Source organism: Eubacterium sp. LMAG:50 (assembly GCF_008680265.1).
GTDB classification, from domain to species: Bacteria; Bacillota; Clostridia; order Lachnospirales; family Lachnospiraceae; genus Eubacterium_U; species Eubacterium_U album.
On sequence record NZ_NALP01000007.1, the window covers coordinates 507,693 to 524,042 of the forward strand.

General features: G+C 32.1%; 15 protein-coding genes. 14 read left to right on the forward strand and 1 reads right to left on the reverse strand.

Going from position 1 to position 16,350, the window contains the following annotated elements; all coding sequences use genetic code 11:
- Window positions 1-57: 57 nt before the first annotated feature.
- The 14 genes from ribD (at window position 58) to pfkB (ending at window position 14,102) form a co-directional block, all read left to right on the forward strand.
- Window positions 58-1,158, forward strand: coding sequence for a bifunctional diaminohydroxyphosphoribosylaminopyrimidine deaminase/5-amino-6-(5-phosphoribosylamino)uracil reductase RibD (gene ribD / locus CCC31_RS07540; protein ID WP_363348007.1), 1,101 nt, complete (start codon window positions 58-60; stop codon window positions 1,156-1,158).
- A gap of 72 nt (window positions 1,159-1,230) precedes the next feature.
- Window positions 1,231-1,881 carry a riboflavin synthase gene (ribE, locus tag CCC31_RS07545; protein ID WP_290850667.1) on the forward strand — a complete coding sequence of 217 codons (651 nt, stop codon included), beginning with the start codon at window positions 1,231-1,233 and terminating at the stop codon, window positions 1,879-1,881.
- Between the two features lie 18 nt (window positions 1,882-1,899).
- Window positions 1,900-3,102, forward strand: coding sequence for a bifunctional 3,4-dihydroxy-2-butanone-4-phosphate synthase/GTP cyclohydrolase II (locus tag CCC31_RS07550; RefSeq protein WP_022089143.1), 1,203 nt, complete (start codon window positions 1,900-1,902; stop codon window positions 3,100-3,102).
- A gap of 288 nt (window positions 3,103-3,390) precedes the next feature.
- Window positions 3,391-3,852 (forward strand): 6,7-dimethyl-8-ribityllumazine synthase, encoded by a 462-nt coding sequence (ribE, locus tag CCC31_RS07555; RefSeq protein WP_290850670.1) that lies wholly within the window; start codon window positions 3,391-3,393, stop codon window positions 3,850-3,852.
- Between the two features lie 69 nt (window positions 3,853-3,921).
- Complete coding sequence (locus CCC31_RS07560) at window positions 3,922-4,566, forward strand: nucleoside recognition domain-containing protein (protein WP_290850672.1); 645 nt, start codon at window positions 3,922-3,924, stop codon at window positions 4,564-4,566.
- Window positions 4,567-4,637: 71 nt separating this feature from the next.
- Window positions 4,638-5,834 (forward strand): hypothetical protein, encoded by a 1,197-nt coding sequence (locus tag CCC31_RS07565; protein ID WP_290850674.1) that lies wholly within the window; start codon window positions 4,638-4,640, stop codon window positions 5,832-5,834.
- Window positions 5,835-5,864: 30 nt separating this feature from the next.
- Complete coding sequence (locus tag CCC31_RS07570) at window positions 5,865-7,373, forward strand: prenyltransferase/squalene oxidase repeat-containing protein (RefSeq protein ID WP_290850676.1); 1,509 nt, start codon at window positions 5,865-5,867, stop codon at window positions 7,371-7,373.
- Window positions 7,360-7,863, forward strand: coding sequence for a DUF4430 domain-containing protein (locus tag CCC31_RS07575; RefSeq protein WP_290850678.1), 504 nt, complete (start codon window positions 7,360-7,362; stop codon window positions 7,861-7,863). Before CCC31_RS07570 ends, CCC31_RS07575 begins: the two co-directional genes overlap by 14 nt.
- Entirely contained in the window at window positions 7,860-8,756 is an 897-nt protein-coding gene (locus CCC31_RS07580) for an energy-coupling factor transporter transmembrane component T (protein WP_290850679.1), read from the forward strand. The genes CCC31_RS07575 and CCC31_RS07580 overlap by 4 nt, the downstream gene beginning before the upstream one ends.
- A complete protein-coding gene (locus CCC31_RS07585) occupies window positions 8,729-10,354 on the forward strand; it encodes an ABC transporter ATP-binding protein (RefSeq protein WP_290850681.1) in 1,626 nt (541 codons plus the stop codon). Before CCC31_RS07580 ends, CCC31_RS07585 begins: the two co-directional genes overlap by 28 nt.
- Complete coding sequence (locus CCC31_RS07590; protein WP_022089151.1) at window positions 10,321-10,962, forward strand: ECF transporter S component; 642 nt, start codon at window positions 10,321-10,323, stop codon at window positions 10,960-10,962. Before CCC31_RS07585 ends, CCC31_RS07590 begins: the two co-directional genes overlap by 34 nt.
- Before the next feature lie 179 nt (window positions 10,963-11,141).
- Window positions 11,142-12,407, forward strand: a complete 1,266-nt coding sequence (locus tag CCC31_RS07595; protein ID WP_117910694.1) for a cation:proton antiporter — start codon at window positions 11,142-11,144, stop codon at window positions 12,405-12,407.
- A 117-nt stretch (window positions 12,408-12,524) separates the two neighbouring features.
- Window positions 12,525-13,046, forward strand: a complete 522-nt coding sequence (locus tag CCC31_RS07600) for a nucleoside recognition domain-containing protein (protein WP_022089153.1) — start codon at window positions 12,525-12,527, stop codon at window positions 13,044-13,046.
- A gap of 147 nt (window positions 13,047-13,193) precedes the next feature.
- On the forward strand, window positions 13,194-14,102 hold the full coding sequence (gene pfkB / locus CCC31_RS07605; protein ID WP_290850685.1) for a 1-phosphofructokinase: 909 nt from the start codon (window positions 13,194-13,196) through the stop codon (window positions 14,100-14,102).
- A gap of 307 nt (window positions 14,103-14,409) precedes the next feature.
- Here the strand turns inward: pfkB and CCC31_RS07610 are convergent, their stop codons facing one another.
- Complete coding sequence (locus tag CCC31_RS07610; protein WP_290850687.1) at window positions 14,410-16,212, reverse strand: DUF885 domain-containing protein; 1,803 nt, start codon at window positions 16,210-16,212, stop codon at window positions 14,410-14,412.
- Window positions 16,213-16,350: the final 138 nt, after the last annotated feature.

Consider the following 16,350-nt stretch of genomic DNA (forward strand, 5'->3'; position numbering starts at 1 on the left):
AGGAATATGTAATGAACAGAATAATATACATTTGTATTTGTGCGAAAGCCCCTTTGAATGAAAGGAGGCTTTTTTTTGAACCCAAAATACATGAAAAGAGCTATTGAATTAGCAAAAAAAGGCATAGGTTATACAAATCCAAATCCTATTGTAGGATGTGTTGTGGTAAAAAATGATGAAATTATTTCGGAAGGCTATCATGAAAAGATAGGCGGATTTCATGCTGAGAGAAATGCATTAACAAATTGTAAGGAGGATACAACAGGAGCAGAGCTTTATGTAACGCTTGAACCGTGTTGTCATTATGGAAAGACGCCACCATGTACTGAAATTATCATAGAAAAAAACATAAAAAAAGTTTATGTGGGGAGTATGGATCCTAATAAACTTGTAGCAGGAAAGGGAGTAAAAATTTTAGAAGAAAATGGAATTGAAGTTGAGTGCGGAGTATTAAAAGATGAATGTGACAAATTAAACGAAGTATTTTTTCATTATATTACAAATAAAACACCTTATGTTGTAATGAAATATGCGATGACGATGGATGGAAAAATAGCGTGTGAAAATGGTGATTCAAAATGGGTTACAGGTGAAAAGGCAAGAGAAACCGTTCAAAATATGCGAAAAAAGTATATGGGAATAATGGTTGGAATTAATACTGTATTAGAAGATAATCCAATGTTAAATTGCAGAATAGAAGAAAATGTTAATCCAATAAGAATTATATGTGATTCAAATTTAAAAATACCATTTGAAAGTAATATTGTTAATACGGCAAATAAGATACAAACAATAGTTGTTTGTACAAATAAAGCTGATAAGGATAAGCAAAGGTGGTTAGAGAACAAGGGGATAGAAGTAATAAGACAAAAAGTAAAAGGAAGAGTTGTTTTATCCGATCTTATGAAAATATTAGGGGAGAAAGGAATTGACAGCATATTGCTTGAAGGTGGCGGAACACTTAATGCACAGGCACTAAAAGAAAACATTGTAAATAAAATCTGTTGCTTTATAGCACCAAAGATTGTAGGAGGTGCAAATGCAAAATCTCCAATTGAAGGAAAAGGTGTCGAAAAAATGATGGAAGCATATAACTTAAGAAATTTAGAAATACAAAAAATAGGAAATGATATTATGTTAACCGGATATTTAAAATAAAGGAAATAAGTCTAAAAGAAATATCAGAGGAAAGGAGATATACGTATTTTATAAAATACATAAAAATAGTAAATGTTTACAGGAATTATAGAGGAAACAGGTCAGATAGAATATGTTAACAGCAATAGTGAGAAATATCAGATTGGAATTAAATGTGAAAAGGTTTTAGAAAAAACAGTAGTTGGAGACAGCATAGCAGTTAACGGCATTTGCCTTACAGTCACAAAAATGTGGAAAAATGGATTTGAAGCGGATGTGATGTCAGAAACATTGAAGAGAACAGGGCTAAAAGAAAGTAAAAAAGGTACGTGTGTAAATCTTGAGAGGGCCATGGCAGCTGATGGACGATTTGGAGGACATATTGTTAGTGGGCATATAGATGGAACCGGACTGATAAAAAACATACGAGAGGAAAGAAATGCAGTATGGTATGAGATATTTGCAGATAAAAAGACCATAAAATATGTGGTTGAAAAAGGGTCCATTACAATTGATGGAATAAGTCTTACAGTAGCGTATGTTGATGAAAAAGGATTTAAAGTATCTACAATACCACACACAAGAGAAAGTACAAATCTAAAGGATAAAAATGTTGGGGATACGGTAAATCTCGAGTGCGACATCATAGGAAAATATGTAGAAAAGCTATTAGGCTATTCAGAATGTAATGAAAAGAAAGAATCAAAAATTACAGAAAGCTATTTAATAGAAAATGGATTTTAAAGAAAGAAGGAATATAAAATGAGCAAAACAATAGGAACAATAGAAGAAGCAATTAAGGATATAAAAGAAGGAAAAGTTATTTTAGTAATAGATGACCCTGATAGAGAAAATGAGGGGGATTTGGTATGTGCAGCAGAATTTGCAACAACTGAAAATGTAAATTTTATGGCAAGTTATGCAAAAGGACTAATTTGCATGCCTATGGAAGAAGAACTGTGTGAAAAACTTGACTTGGAGCAAATGGTAAAAGTTAATACTGATAACCACTGCACAGCGTTTACAGTTTCAATTGATCATGTATCAACTACAACAGGAATATCAGCGGTCGAAAGAGGAATTACGGCGAGAGCAATTGTAGGCAAAGATGCAAAGCCGGAAGATTTTAGAAGACCGGGCCATATGTTTCCACTTAAAGCAAAAAAAGCAGGAGTATTAGAAAGAACAGGTCATACAGAAGCTACAGTTGACATTGTAAAATTAGCAGGACTTAAACCTTGCGGATTATGCTGTGAAATAATGAGAGAAGATGGAACAATGATGAGAACAACAGAACTTCTTGAATTTGCACAGGAACATAATCTTACGGTAATTACAATTGCTGATTTGGTTAAATACAGAATGGAAAGAGACAGTTCAGTAAAAAGAGAAGCGGTTGCAAAGATGCCAACGAAATATGGAAACTTTAATATCGTGGGTTATCAAAATAAAACAACAGGGGAACATCATGTTGCATTAACTATGGGAGATGTAGGAAATGGAGAGCCTGTTCTTTGCAGAGTACATTCGGAATGTCTTACAGGAGATGTATTCGGTTCTAAAAGATGCGATTGTGGACAACAGCTTGAGAAAGCAATGGAGATGGTTGCAAAAGAGGGAAGAGGAATAATACTTTACTTAAGACAGGAAGGAAGAGGAATTGGATTAATAAATAAACTTAAAGCATATGAGCTTCAGGAACAGGGATTAGATACAGTAGATGCAAATCTAAAACTAGGATTTCCGGCAGATATGAGAAGCTATGGAATGGGAGCACAGATTTTGGCAGACCTTGGAGCAAAAAAACTAAGAATTATGACAAATAATCCGGCAAAAATTACAGGCTTGTCAGGATATGGAATAGAAATAGTTGAAAGAGTTCCGATACAGATAGAAGCACAAAAATATGATGAATATTATTTGAGAACAAAGCAGTTAAGAATGGCACATATGACAACTTACTAAGATTATTTGCTGAACCCGATTTCTTAAATTTAACGAAATAACGCTCGCGCTGCTTGCCGCTCGTAGCGGTTCTAAAGTTTTAGCACACAGCCTGACTTTGTAACTTACAGTTTCAAGTCAGGCTATGCACCAAAGCTTTGAACCGACGGCGACAAATGCTATTTCTTTTAAATTTAAGAAATCTGGTATAAGCAATTTAATGTTAAGTGTAATAATGTCAGAACTTATAATTTAAACCATACTTTAAAAAACTGACATCAAAATATATTATACAAGAGGAGATTTAAAATGAGAACTTTAGAAGGAAAATTAGTAGCAGAAGGATTAAAAATTGGTATTGTAGCAGCAAGATTTAATGAGTTTATTGTAAATAAACTTGTAAGCGGTGCAGAAGATGCATGCGTGCGACATGGAGTTAATGATGACGATATTACATTAGCGTGGGTTCCGGGAGCTTTTGAAATACCTGTAATAGCAAAGAAAATGGCTCAGTCAGGAAAATATGATGCAATTTTATGCTTAGGAGCAGTAATTAAAGGCTCAACAGATCATTATGATTATGTATGCGCAGAGGTAAGTAAAGGAATTGCAATGGTTGGAATGGAAACCGGAGTACCTACAATGTTTGGTGTATTAACAACAGACAATATTGAGCAGGCAATAGAAAGGGCAGGAACAAAAGCAGGAAATAAAGGATTTGATGTTGCATGCTCTGCAATTGAAATGGCGAATTTAAATCGCATGCTGTAAATTATGTAATTATTATGGTAGGCTTGCGTAAAATATAATAATTCATTTAATAATAAAAGGAAAAATTAAGTGCTAAATTATATTTGGGCAGGCATGATTATAATGTCAGTGCTTTATGGAATGGCAACAGGCAGGATGGAACAGGTAGGAAATGGAGCAATAGAATCCACAAAAGAAGCAGTTAGTATGTGCATTACAATGCTTGGAATTATGAGCATGTGGATGGGATTTATGAACGTGGCATCAAAAAGTGGAATAATAAAAAAACTGGAAAAAATACTTGAACCGATTATTATGTGGCTATTTCCGGGTTTACCTCATAACCATAATGCAAGAGAACCGATAGTAACCAATATAATTGCAAATATATTAGGTTTGGGATGGGCGGCAACACCGGCAGGACTAAAAGCAATGGAGGCATTGGCAGAAAATCCATTAGAACAGAGTGGATACGTATTAAGTGAAAATAAATCAGAGATAAAGAGGCAAAGAAAAAGAAAGTGTACATTTCCAAAGCATATTGCAACTGATGAAATGTGCACTTTTTTAGTATTAAATATTTCTTCACTTCAAATTATTCCTGTAAACATTATTGCGTATAGAAGCCAATATGGTGCAGTAAATCCGTCAGCAGTTGTGCTTCCGGCAATTATTGCAACAAGTTTCAGCACAGGAGCAGGGATATTGTGGTGTAAAATAATGAGTAGAGAGTAATGTCAATCGTTTGACATAACTAATTGATTATTATAAAATTAGTTGATTAATTATACATGGAGGAAATGACAATGAGAAATACAGTAAAAAAAGCAATGGCGATAGCAATTGCAGTCTCAATGACAACAAGTATTGCAACAGTAGGTTATAACAAGATTCAGGCACAGGAAACAAATAAAACAGTAACTTTTTCAGTAGAAAAGTTTACAATTGGACAGGGTTATGTAGTTGAGCCTGTAAGCGTTGAAGTTAGTGACGATATGACAATATCTGATGTATTTGAGAAAGTAATGAATGAAAAAGAGATTAAATATACAGGTTCAAAAGACTATGGATATTTATATTTGCAAAGCATAGAGAATGCTGATACAGGAATTATTGACATACCGGAAGAAATAGCAAAAATGCCTTCTTATGAAAGTTCATATGAGTATGAAGGAGAAACTTATACAACATCATATTCAGCTCCGTCAAATGAAAAAAATGATGGTAATACACAGCCAAACAATGGTTTAGGAGAATATTCATATAATAGTATGGCTGGATGGATGATTTCTGTAAACGGAGATAATGATAATGGAAATCTTACACCGTCAGATATTGTAAAAGATGGTGATGTAATCAGATATCAGTTTTCAGTATATGGATGGGGAGCAGATGTTGGATTAAGCAATTATGCAGGAATGGAACCATTAAAGGTTGCTGATAAAACAACTTTGACAAAAGAATTAGCAAAAATTAATGGAAATAAAGCATTATGGATGAATAATGAAAATGTTAAAATTGCGTATAAAAATGCAATTAAAGTTGCAACAAAATTGATGGCAACTCAGGATGAAGTTGATGAGGTGATTGCAGAATTAAAGAAAGCTGAAAACGAAACAACTACAGCACAGGATGCAACAACAGTGAAACCTACGACAACAATTCAGCCGACAACAGCAGAAACAACAGTGCAGGCTACAACAACAGAAATACAGACATTAGGAAAAGCAACTGTAAACTCAGTAAAGAAAGTAAAAGCAGGAAAAGCAAAAATTTCAATTAAGAAAATTGCAGGTGCAGAAGGATATCAGTACAAATACTCTTCAACAAAGAATTTCAAAAAAGGAACAGTAATTGTAAAGACTACTAAAAAGAATGTTTTAATAACAAAGAAATTTAAGAAAAATCAGAAATGCTACGTTAAAGTAAGAGCTTATAAAACAGTAAATAAAGTAAGAGTTTATGGAAAATGGAGCAAAGTTAAATCAGTAAAAATTAAGTAATAAATATTTATATTAAACAAGAGGAAACACATGAAAAAATTATTAGCAACAATTGCAATATTCTTTATGTGTGTCTCAACTTCAGTTATGGGAAGTCAGACACCGTCAAAGGATGATATAGAAAACACAATAAATAAAATTTCATATTATCAGATGAATACGGTAAAAAATCCAGCATATGGAAGCGTAGGCGGAGAATGGACGGTGTTTGGACTTGCCAGATGTGGAAATATTAAAGATGAATATATAGAAAAATATGTAGGCAATGTATCAAAAACAGTTGCAGATAACAAAGGAATTTTATCAACAAGAAAATATACCGAATATGCAAGAACAATTATTACATTAACTGCTATTCAAAAAAATCCTCAGAATTTTTCGGGATACAATTTATTACAGCCTCTTGCAACATTTGAAAATATAATGATACAAGGTGTAAATGGAGCTGCTTACACACTTATGGCTTTTGATTGTGGCAATTATGAAATTCCGGACGCAACGACAGGAAAACAGACAACAAGAAATAAGTTAATTGATTTCTTAGTAAAACAACAACTGAACAATGGCGGATGGAATTATATGGGGACAGAAGCAGATGTTGATGTGACTGCCATGGTTATTCAGGCACTTGCTCCATACTATAATGAAAAACAAAATGTAAAAGAAAGCATTGATAAAGGACTTGCAATTCTTAGCACTTTACAGAAATCTGATGGTGCATATGGAAATACAAGTGACTCAAACTGTGAAAGTACAGCACAGGTTTTAACTGCATTATCTGAAATGAGAATAAAAATTGATGATAGCAGATTTGTGAAAAACGGCAAAACCGTATATGATGGTTTAATGACATTTTATAAAGATAATGGTGCTTTTTGCCATACGAAGGGAAAAGGCGCAAATCAAATGTCTACAGACCAGGCAATGTATGCAATAACAGCTTATTACAGAAGTATATCAGGAATGAACAGACTCTATGATATGAGTGATGGAATTATTAAAATAGAAAATACAAAGGTAGAAACAACTAAGGCAGATAATAAAGAAGAAACAAAAAGTAGTGCGTCTGATAAAAATAAGAATGATGCAAATAACAACGATAAAAACAATTCCACGAGTAAAAACACAAAAAGGAATGCATCATCAAATTCAAAAAATAATAGTAAATCAAATGGAAATACGTTAAATAATAGCGATGATAACGACAATAGAGAAAATAATGAATTTAAGAATAGAAAAGATAATAATGTAGAAACGGAAGAAAATACTAATACTACAGATAACTTAGAAAATGCTACAGATGTTTTAGAAAATAATGATGAAGAAAATAAGATAGCTACAGACAATAATATAGAACAAACAGAAAATAAAAATTCAGTTAATAATAAAGAAAATGTTACTAAAGAAACAAAACACAAAAATAGAAGACCTTATATTATACTGATTTTTGGAATATGTTGTGGTATAGCCGGGAAATTTGGATTTGATGTTTATAAATATAAGAAGAAAAGAGTGACAAATAAAGATGAACAAAACTAATTTGAGAAAATTAAGCATATGTATAATTACAATACTTATGACATTTTCCTTGTGGGGCTGTGGAAATAGTAAAAGTGTAAAATCTGAAAAGGCAACACAAAAATGTACTTTGTATGTGACTTGTATAAATGCAATAAATAGTGACAAATTACAGGATAATATACGAAAAGCACAACCAAAAGATGGCGTGATATATGAGACAAAGGAAGTTAAATTTACAGAAGGGGAATCCTGCTTTGATATTTTAGAGAGAGAATTAAAAAATGAAGGAATACTGATTGAAAGTAGCATAACGCCGGCAACAAAAAGTGTATATATAGAAGGAATTAACAATTTATACGAATTTGACTGTGGAAAACAGTCAGGTTGGATGTATACTGTAAATGGAGATGTACCAAATGTAAGTTGCAGTGAGTACAAGATTAAAGAAAATGATGAAATAAAATTTCAATATACATGTAATTTAGGAGAGGATATAGAAAAGAAATGAGAGAAGAATTCGGAAGATTTCACCCGGTAGTAAATATATTATTTTACGCATTTATATTGGGAATTACTATGTTTGTGAATCATCCGATTATGATATTCATTTCTTTTTTATTTGCCACGGTTTATTTTGTAATTGTATACAAAAACAAAAAAATAAAAAAGTTAACAGGGTTATTAGGCTTGTTTATTTTTGCAGGGCTGATAAACCCTCTTTTTTCTCATAGAGGAATGACGGTGCTATTCTTTTTGCCAACAGGAAATGCAGTCACTTTGGAATCTATTATATATGGAATGTTTGCAGCAGGAATTTTAGTTACGGTAATGATTTGGATTTTTACATTTCAAAAAATAGTAACGGAAGATAAAATTATGGCTATTTTTGGGAAGATAGTACCTACGCTTGCTTTAATTTTTTCAATGGTATTAAAATTTGTACCGGCATTTGTGGCTCATGCAAAAGAAACTTCGGATGTAAATAGAGTTATGGCAATTGCAAATGGAAGTGATATTAACAAAATGAATTTTATTCGAAAAGTAAAAATGCAGGTGAAAAATTTCTCAATTACAGCAACATGGGCATTGGAAAATTCAGTGGATACGGCTGATTCGATGGCATCAAGAGGCTACGGAGTAAAGAGAAGGACAAATTTTAATAATTATAAATTAACATTAAGGGACATAATCGCCTTGATATGGATTATATTTTTGGGCGGAATTGTAGTTTTAGGGTGTATATTTGGATGTGTCAAAACACACTACTATCCGATGCTTTATATAGAAGAAAATAAGTATGCAACGTTGGTTTACATAACATATTCAGCACTTTGCGCAACACCAATTTTAATAAATATTATGGAGGAGATAAGATGGCTCAGATTGAAATCAAAAATTTAACATTTAAATATGCTATGGCAGATTCTTCATGTTTAAAAAATGTTTCATTAAATATAGAAAATGGTGATTTTGTTGTTGTATGTGGAAAATCAGGCTGTGGAAAGACGACATTGCTTAGATGTTTAAAAAGTGTACTTACTCCAAATGGAGACAAAGCTGGGGAAGTCTTATTTGAAAATAAAAAAATTGAAGAAGTTGATGAAAGAACTCAGGCAATGAAAATTGGATTTGTAATGCAGAATCCTCAACAGCAGATTGTAACGGACAAAGTATGGCATGAGCTTGCATTTGGTTTGGAAAACATGGGAATGGCAAGAGAAGAAATAGGGGCAAGAATTGGCGAGACAGCAGAATATTTTGGAATAGCAAAATTATATGAAAGGACGACAAACAGCCTTTCAGGCGGACAAAAACAGTTACTTAATCTGGCGGCAGTTATGACAATGCAGCCTAAAGTAATAATTTTAGACGAACCTACAGCTCAGTTAGACCCTATAGCGGCAGAAAAATTTATTCAGATGTTACATAAAATAAATGATGAACTTGGAACTACGGTTATTATTTCTGAACATAGATTAGACCAGTTGTTACCTGTTTGCAGTAAAGCCGTAGTTATGAAAAATGGAGAAATTTTAGCTGATGACAATAGTTATAAAGTCGCAGATAAACTTTATAATACAGAAGAATTTCAATTTATGCCTATACCGGCTCAAATTTATAAAGAGAGTGGAGAATTATCTGAAAATATTCCACTTACAGTAGGTCAGGGAAGAAAATGGATTGAGAATTATGTAAACCAAAATCAGATAATAAAAGAAAATATAGCAAAACAAAATAGATTAATCAACTTAGAGTATGAGAATAAAGATAAAAATAAATCAGCGAAAGACATTGCAATCAGTGGAAAAAACATATGGTTCAGATATGAACGTGATGGAGCAGATATAATTAAGGGGATTAGTGTTAATATAGAAAATGAGCAGATTTACTGCATATTAGGAGGAAACGGTGCAGGAAAATCAACATTAATCAAAATATTGTGTGGAATATTGAAGCAATATAGAGGAAAAGTAAAAATAAATGGCAAAATTGTGTACATGCCACAGAATGTCCAGACAATGTTCCTGCATGACACGGTTATAGATGAGGTTGATGGAAATAAAGATATTTTAACAAAACTAAATCTGGATAAATATGAAAAAACACATCCATATGATTTGAGTGGAGGCGAGCAGCAAAAGCTTGCAATGGCAAAGGTGTTGTTGTGTAATCCTGATATTTTACTTTTAGATGAACCAACAAAAGAAATTGATGTAATTTATAAAAAAGAAATGGGAAAAATAATTCTTGATTTAAAAAAACAGGGAAAGACGATTGTAATAGTAAGTCATGACGTGGAATTTTGTGCAGAATATGGAGACAGATGTGCTATGTTTTTCCAAGGAAAAATTATTTCAGAAAGCAGTATAAGAGAAATGATTTGCACAAACAGATTTTACACAACAGTTTCTCATAAAATGGCAGGAGAATTAATTGAAAAAGCAATTACAAAGGAGGAAGTAGTATGGTCAATGACAGCCGGTTCTATTACGGAGTAGGTTTATTAATTATACTTATTTCATTTGTTGTATTTGCGTTAGGATTTGAAAAAAGAAAACCGAGGGCAAGAGAAATAGTAATGCTTGTGTGCATGATTAGTTTTGCAGTTATCGGGAGAGTTATTTTTTACATGACTCCACAGGTAAAACCTTGCGCTGCAATTATAATTATTACGGGAATTGCATTAGGTAAGAAGGCAGGATTTTTAACAGGAGCCATGACGGCATTTGTGTCAAATTTTTTTATGGGTCAGGGTCCCTGGACACCATGGCAAATGGTAGCCTTTGGACTTTTAGGATATATTTTTGGAATTGCATACAGTAAAAGGAATGTGGGAAGTTATATTCCTAAGAAGCAAAAAAATTTTATTTGTTTTATGGGGATGCTTGCAACAATAGTTGTTTATGGTGTTATTATGGATACGGCAACAGTGCTTATGTCTACAGACAGTCCAAGTGTTCAGGCTTTTATAACAGCTTATACTGCAGGATTTATTATGAATGTAATACATGGTATATCAACTTTTATATTTTTATGGTTTATGTTAATTCCGATGCTAAAAAAGATTGATAGAGTTAATATTAAATACGGAATGTATGTAAAATAAGTAGCAAAAAGTATTTACAAAAAACGAGCAAAAATAACACAAAAACAAGTAAAATAAATATGATTGACATTTGTAAACAAAGTGTTAAAATAAACGTGGTGCGAAGATGTACATAGTGATACTTCGCACTATATTTTTGTTTCGTATATAAGAAACTAATGAGAAAAGAGGTAGGAAAAATGGATTACAAATTTCTTTTAGACATAGCTATTATTCTAGCTAGTACAAAGATTCTTGGTCTCTTCACAAAGAAAGTTAATATGCCACAGGTTGTTGGTGCTCTTTTGGCCGGTGTTATTTTAGGACCTGCATGTGTAGGAGTGTTAACAGAAACAGACATGATACAGAATATGGCAGAATTAGGTGTAATTGTTCTTATGTTCTGTGCAGGTATGGAAACTGACATTGAAGAACTTAAACGAAGTGGAAAAGCTTCATTTGTAATAGCACTTTTAGGTGTTATAGTTCCTTTAGTTGTTGGTGGTGGTGTTGCATATTTATTCATTAATAATGGATATATTGATACATCAGATGTTACAAGTTCAGTATTTTTACAGTCAGTATTTATTGGTGTAATTTTAACAGCAACTTCTGTAAGTATTACAGTTGAAACTTTAAAAGAATTAGGTAAATTAAAAACTAAATCAGGAAATGCAATTCTTGGAGCTGCCATTATCGATGATATTTTAGGTATCATAGCTCTTACAATTGTAACAAGCTTAGCTGACACATCAGTAAATATTGCAGTTGTTTTATTTAAGATAGTATTATTCTTCGTATTTTGCGGAGTTGTCGGAGTTATTGTTTATTATGCATTTAAGAAATGGTGTGAAATTAGTGGTAAAGGAATGCACAGACATGCAATTATTGCATTCGTTATCTGCCTTGTAATGGCATTTTGTGCAGAACATTTCTTTGGAGTTGCAGATATTACAGGTGCATTCTTCGCAGGCTTAATTATATCAATGACTCAGAAAGATCAGTTCATCGCATCAAAATTTGATGTATTATCATATTTGCTTTTAAGCCCAATTTTCTTTGCAAGTATCGGTCTTAAGGTTGAACTTCCAAAGATGGGACCTGCAATCATTGCATTTGCAGCAGTAATAACAATAGTTGCATTGTTAACAAAGATTATCGGTTGTGGACTTGGCGCAAAGGTTTGCGGATACAAGAATTATCAGGCACTTAGAATTGGTGTTGGTATGATTTCAAGAGGTGAAGTTGCCTTAATCGTAGCCAGCAAAGGTGCAGCAGTAGGTCTTATGAGTAACAATATTATGGGACCAATTATTATAGTCGTTGTTATTACAACAATCATTACACCTATTTTATTAAAACCTGTATTCAATAAGGAAATTATCCCTATTGAAGGAGAAGTATCACTTGCAGATAATTACAAGAAGATTGATGAATACAGAACAGGTGAAAAACAGGATAATTAAAATTGACATAATGGATTTTAATACATGAAATGTCATAGCTTAATCAAATGGTTAGGCTATGGCATTTTTTTTATGTAAAATTCATATTATTTATAAAAATAAAATGGCAGGTGCTAAGTGAATATTGCAACATTGTCTAATTACATAATTCCCATTTTAATATTAATAATAGTTTTATATGGATTAAAGAAAAAAACGAAAGTGTACATTGATTTTGTAGATGGGGCAAAAGATGGATTTGCGACAGTAATAAAAGTTATGCCGACTTTAATAGGGTTAATGGTGGCGGTAGGAATGCTTAGAGAGTCAGGAGCAATGGACTTTTGTGGCAAACAGATTGGAAAAGTAACAAAATATATTGGATTTCCGGGAGAGTTAGTGCCGTTAAATATAGTAAAAATATTTTCGTCTTCGGCAGCAACAGGAATGCTTCTTGATGTTTATAAAAAATATGGAGTAGATTCATATATTGCAAATGTAGCTTCAATCATATTGAGTAGTACAGAAACGGTTTTTTACACGATGTCGGTTTATTTTATGACTGCAAAGGTAACAAAGACAAGATGGACTCTTCCGGGAGCATTATTTGCCACTCTTGCCGGAACAATTGCAAGTGTAATGGTAGCTAAATTAATGTAGCTGATAAATAATTTAACTAAACTTAGTGCAAAATTAATATTAGAGACAAGTTGAAATGAAAAAAATATAAAATTATAATGTAATAAATAGTGGTAGGACGAATAGTCTGTGTATATGAAATATAGTAATAAATTCGGAGGTGCATCTATGATTTATACGGTTACATTTAATCCTTCTATTGATTACATAGTAACAGTAGAAGATTTCAAAGAGGGATTTGTAAACAGAACATCTGAGGAGTTAATGTTCCCTGGTGGAAAAGGAATTAATGTTTCAATGGTACTTAGTAATCTTGGATTTGAAAATACAGCTTTAGGATTTTTGGCAGGATTTACAGGCGACAGTGTTCAGGGAATGCTTACAGCAAATGGTGTAAATGCTGACTTCATAAAAGTTAATGAAGGTATAACAAGAATAAATGTTAAAATCAGAGCTCAGAAAGAAAGTGAAATAAATGGTATGGGCCCTGGAATAAAACAGGACGATATTGATGCGTTATATGAGAAATTAGACAAAATTCAGGATGGGGATATTTTAGTTTTAGCAGGAAGTATACCATCAGTAATGCCTGAAACAATGTACAGTGATATTATGGAACACTTACAGGGAAAAGATATTAAGATAGTTGTTGATGCAACAAAAGATTTACTTGTTAATGTTTTAAAATACAAACCATTTCTTATTAAGCCAAACAATCATGAATTAGGTGAAATATATGGAGTTACATTAAATACAAGAGATGAAGTTGTGCCTTATGCAAAGAAAATGCAGGAAGCCGGAGCAAGAAATGTTTTAATTTCAATGGCAGGCGAAGGTGCAGTATTAGTTTCAGAAGATGGACAGGTTTACAAGAGTGAATGCCCAAAGGGAAAAGTTAAGAATTCTGTAGGAGCCGGTGATTCAATGGTAGCGGGATTTATCGCAGGCTATTTAGAAAGTGGCGAATACAAAGAGGCTCTTAGAAAGGGATTGTTAACAGGAAGCGCAAGTGCATTTTCTGATAATCTTGCAACAAAACAAGAAGTAGAAAAATTAGGAAAGACATTCCAACTTTAAATTAAAATAAACCTACAAAACAGTCCGGCAGATTTTATGCCGCAAACACGTTGATTTTTTTATTTTGCTACGCCGCTTATTATAAATTAAAAAGTTAAACTCGCTTTTTGGCTCATACATAACTTTTTAATTTAAGCTATGCTCGCAAAATTTCAAAAATCTGCCTATCGTTTGCAACATAAAATCTGCCGGAATTTTTTGGCGTATATTTATTTCTTATCAATAAAAACTAAAGCAAATGAAAATATACACTACAATTAAGAATATATGAATTGTTATTTTGTCGCTGGTAGCATCAACAATTATTTTATAACATCCATTTTTTAATTACATCAAATGGTGCAGGACCAAACTTCAGAAGAAAGCTATGGAAGTCGCGCAAAGCATTTTTTTGGGAATGGTTTTGCAGGTACAAATTTTTGAGTTCTGTTATTTCCAAATAACCAACATAATACTGCAGATAATTTGCCGGGGATTCAGTAACAGAGTTATAAATTTCATTCTGTATTTCTAGCTGGGAAAAGCCATAGTGTTTTAAAAATACTTTGGTGTCTTCAGGGGTCCAGCCCTCATAATTAACACCTATATCTACAAGTGAATACAGTCCGAGAGAAAATGAAGCACTACAGCTTAAGGCTTTTGCAAGAGAAGGATTAGAAACTTCATAGCTGTAAGAAAGAAATTCTGCATAGGTTGCCCAACCCTCTGTATATCCACCAAAGTTTAAGAGATAACGTATGGCAGAAGGATTTGTTGTGGAAAAAACATGGTTTTGGTACAAATGTCCGGGAAATCCTTCATGGGCTAAAGTTGTATATAAATCCTGATTCTTAAATTTGTCACTTTTGTTGACATAAATAGTGTTTTTGTCAGGCATATCAATCGGTGGAGAAAGATAAAATGCCGGACTTAAATAGTCCTGAAGAGAAGGTTCAACATATTTTAAATCATATTTAATGGAATCTAATTTGCAGATTTCATAAAATGAACTGTCAGGATTATTTATTTTCTCTTTTAAATCCTTAAGTATATCTGTAGGTTCTGTAATAGTAGTTGAAGTTGAATTATAAAATTGTGATTCAAGTTCAGGATTAGAAGTAAATAAAGAAGAAACCTGAGTCATATCGGCGGCAATCTGACTTTGAATACGTGCTTTTAATTCAGAAACCGTTTTGGTACTTCCGGTTTTAGAGGAAACAAGATATTCATAATAAGCTTTACCTTGTTTAGAATCTGCAAGAGTATAGTATTCTAAGTCTTTGTTTATATAATAAGAAGAATTAAAAAGGGATAATTTGTCAGCAAGTTTTTTATAGGAAGATAAAACATAATTATTTACATAATCTTCGTTTAAATTTAAGTAAGCAGTAACTGTTTTGTCTGACAGGAATTTGCATTTTTTTAATCTGGAATTAAATGTTTCTATTAATAAATTATTTTTTTGGGAACTGTCGTTAATTAAGGAAAGACATTGAGCAATAATTGACTCACAATTTGATTTAGACATAAATGTTTTATTATCAATTTTTTCAGATTCAAAATTTATAATGCTATCAAAAAAATCGGGAACAGTTTTTAATAGCAAAAAATAGTTTTTTATGTCTTTTTCGGAATAAAATTCGTATTCAGATAATAAAATAGGAAGTTGAGCCTGAATTCCGGTTGTAGGACTAAGACAATCATAATATTCGCATAAATCACCAAAATCTAACTCGGTTTGAAAATGAGAAAGTAAGATGTCATATGTAATTTGCCGGGACTTAGAAAGAGATTTATAATCAAATTTTTTTAATGTGTTAATCTGTTTAATGCAATCAGTCTGGCTTTCCTTCATATCTTTTAAAGAAAAATTTCCCAATGACTGAGGAAAATCAGTTTGAAAAAAATCATTTGCGTTGGCAATATAAAAATGCATACTTAGAGTGTCATTGGATAGTGATGAGGTAACAAGAGAGGCTGTGTAATTATCAAATTCGGTTTGAACAGAAGGATTACTTAATACGTTAGGAGATTTAAAATATACTGTTTTTAAAAATAAAAATAAAAAAAAGATAATTGGCAAAATAACTTTTATGAGTTGTTTTTTACCTGAAAAAAATTTTAAAATCATAGAAAATCCTTATATGGCTATTATTATAGAATATATTTTTTATTTAATAGGTATGATAAAAAATATAAATATGATAAAATAGTTCAATAGTGGGACAAATTATTTTAATAAATTTAGTTAAAATTATATGTCTGGCTT

What these genes read in the sequence shown, in the direction of transcription:
- ribE (WP_290850670.1), top strand. Translation starts at nt 3,391, where the DNA reads ATGAGAACTTTAGAAGGAAAATTAGTAGCAGAAGGATTAAAAATTGGT.
- ribD (WP_363348007.1), top strand. Translation starts at nt 58, where the DNA reads ATGAAAGGAGGCTTTTTTTTGAACCCAAAATACATGAAAAGAGCTATT.
- CCC31_RS07585 (WP_290850681.1), top strand. Translation starts at nt 8,729, where the DNA reads ATGGCTCAGATTGAAATCAAAAATTTAACATTTAAATATGCTATGGCA.
- CCC31_RS07595 (WP_117910694.1), top strand. Translation starts at nt 11,142, where the DNA reads ATGGATTACAAATTTCTTTTAGACATAGCTATTATTCTAGCTAGTACA.
- CCC31_RS07610 (WP_290850687.1), bottom strand. Translation starts at nt 16,212, where the DNA reads ATGATTTTAAAATTTTTTTCAGGTAAAAAACAACTCATAAAAGTTATT.
- CCC31_RS07565 (WP_290850674.1), top strand. Translation starts at nt 4,638, where the DNA reads ATGAGAAATACAGTAAAAAAAGCAATGGCGATAGCAATTGCAGTCTCA.
- CCC31_RS07575 (WP_290850678.1), top strand. Translation starts at nt 7,360, where the DNA reads ATGAACAAAACTAATTTGAGAAAATTAAGCATATGTATAATTACAATA.
- pfkB (WP_290850685.1), top strand. Translation starts at nt 13,194, where the DNA reads ATGATTTATACGGTTACATTTAATCCTTCTATTGATTACATAGTAACA.
- CCC31_RS07590 (WP_022089151.1), top strand. Translation starts at nt 10,321, where the DNA reads ATGGTCAATGACAGCCGGTTCTATTACGGAGTAGGTTTATTAATTATA.
- CCC31_RS07570 (WP_290850676.1), top strand. Translation starts at nt 5,865, where the DNA reads ATGAAAAAATTATTAGCAACAATTGCAATATTCTTTATGTGTGTCTCA.
- ribE (WP_290850667.1), top strand. Translation starts at nt 1,231, where the DNA reads ATGTTTACAGGAATTATAGAGGAAACAGGTCAGATAGAATATGTTAAC.
- CCC31_RS07580 (WP_290850679.1), top strand. Translation starts at nt 7,860, where the DNA reads ATGAGAGAAGAATTCGGAAGATTTCACCCGGTAGTAAATATATTATTT.
- CCC31_RS07550 (WP_022089143.1), top strand. Translation starts at nt 1,900, where the DNA reads ATGAGCAAAACAATAGGAACAATAGAAGAAGCAATTAAGGATATAAAA.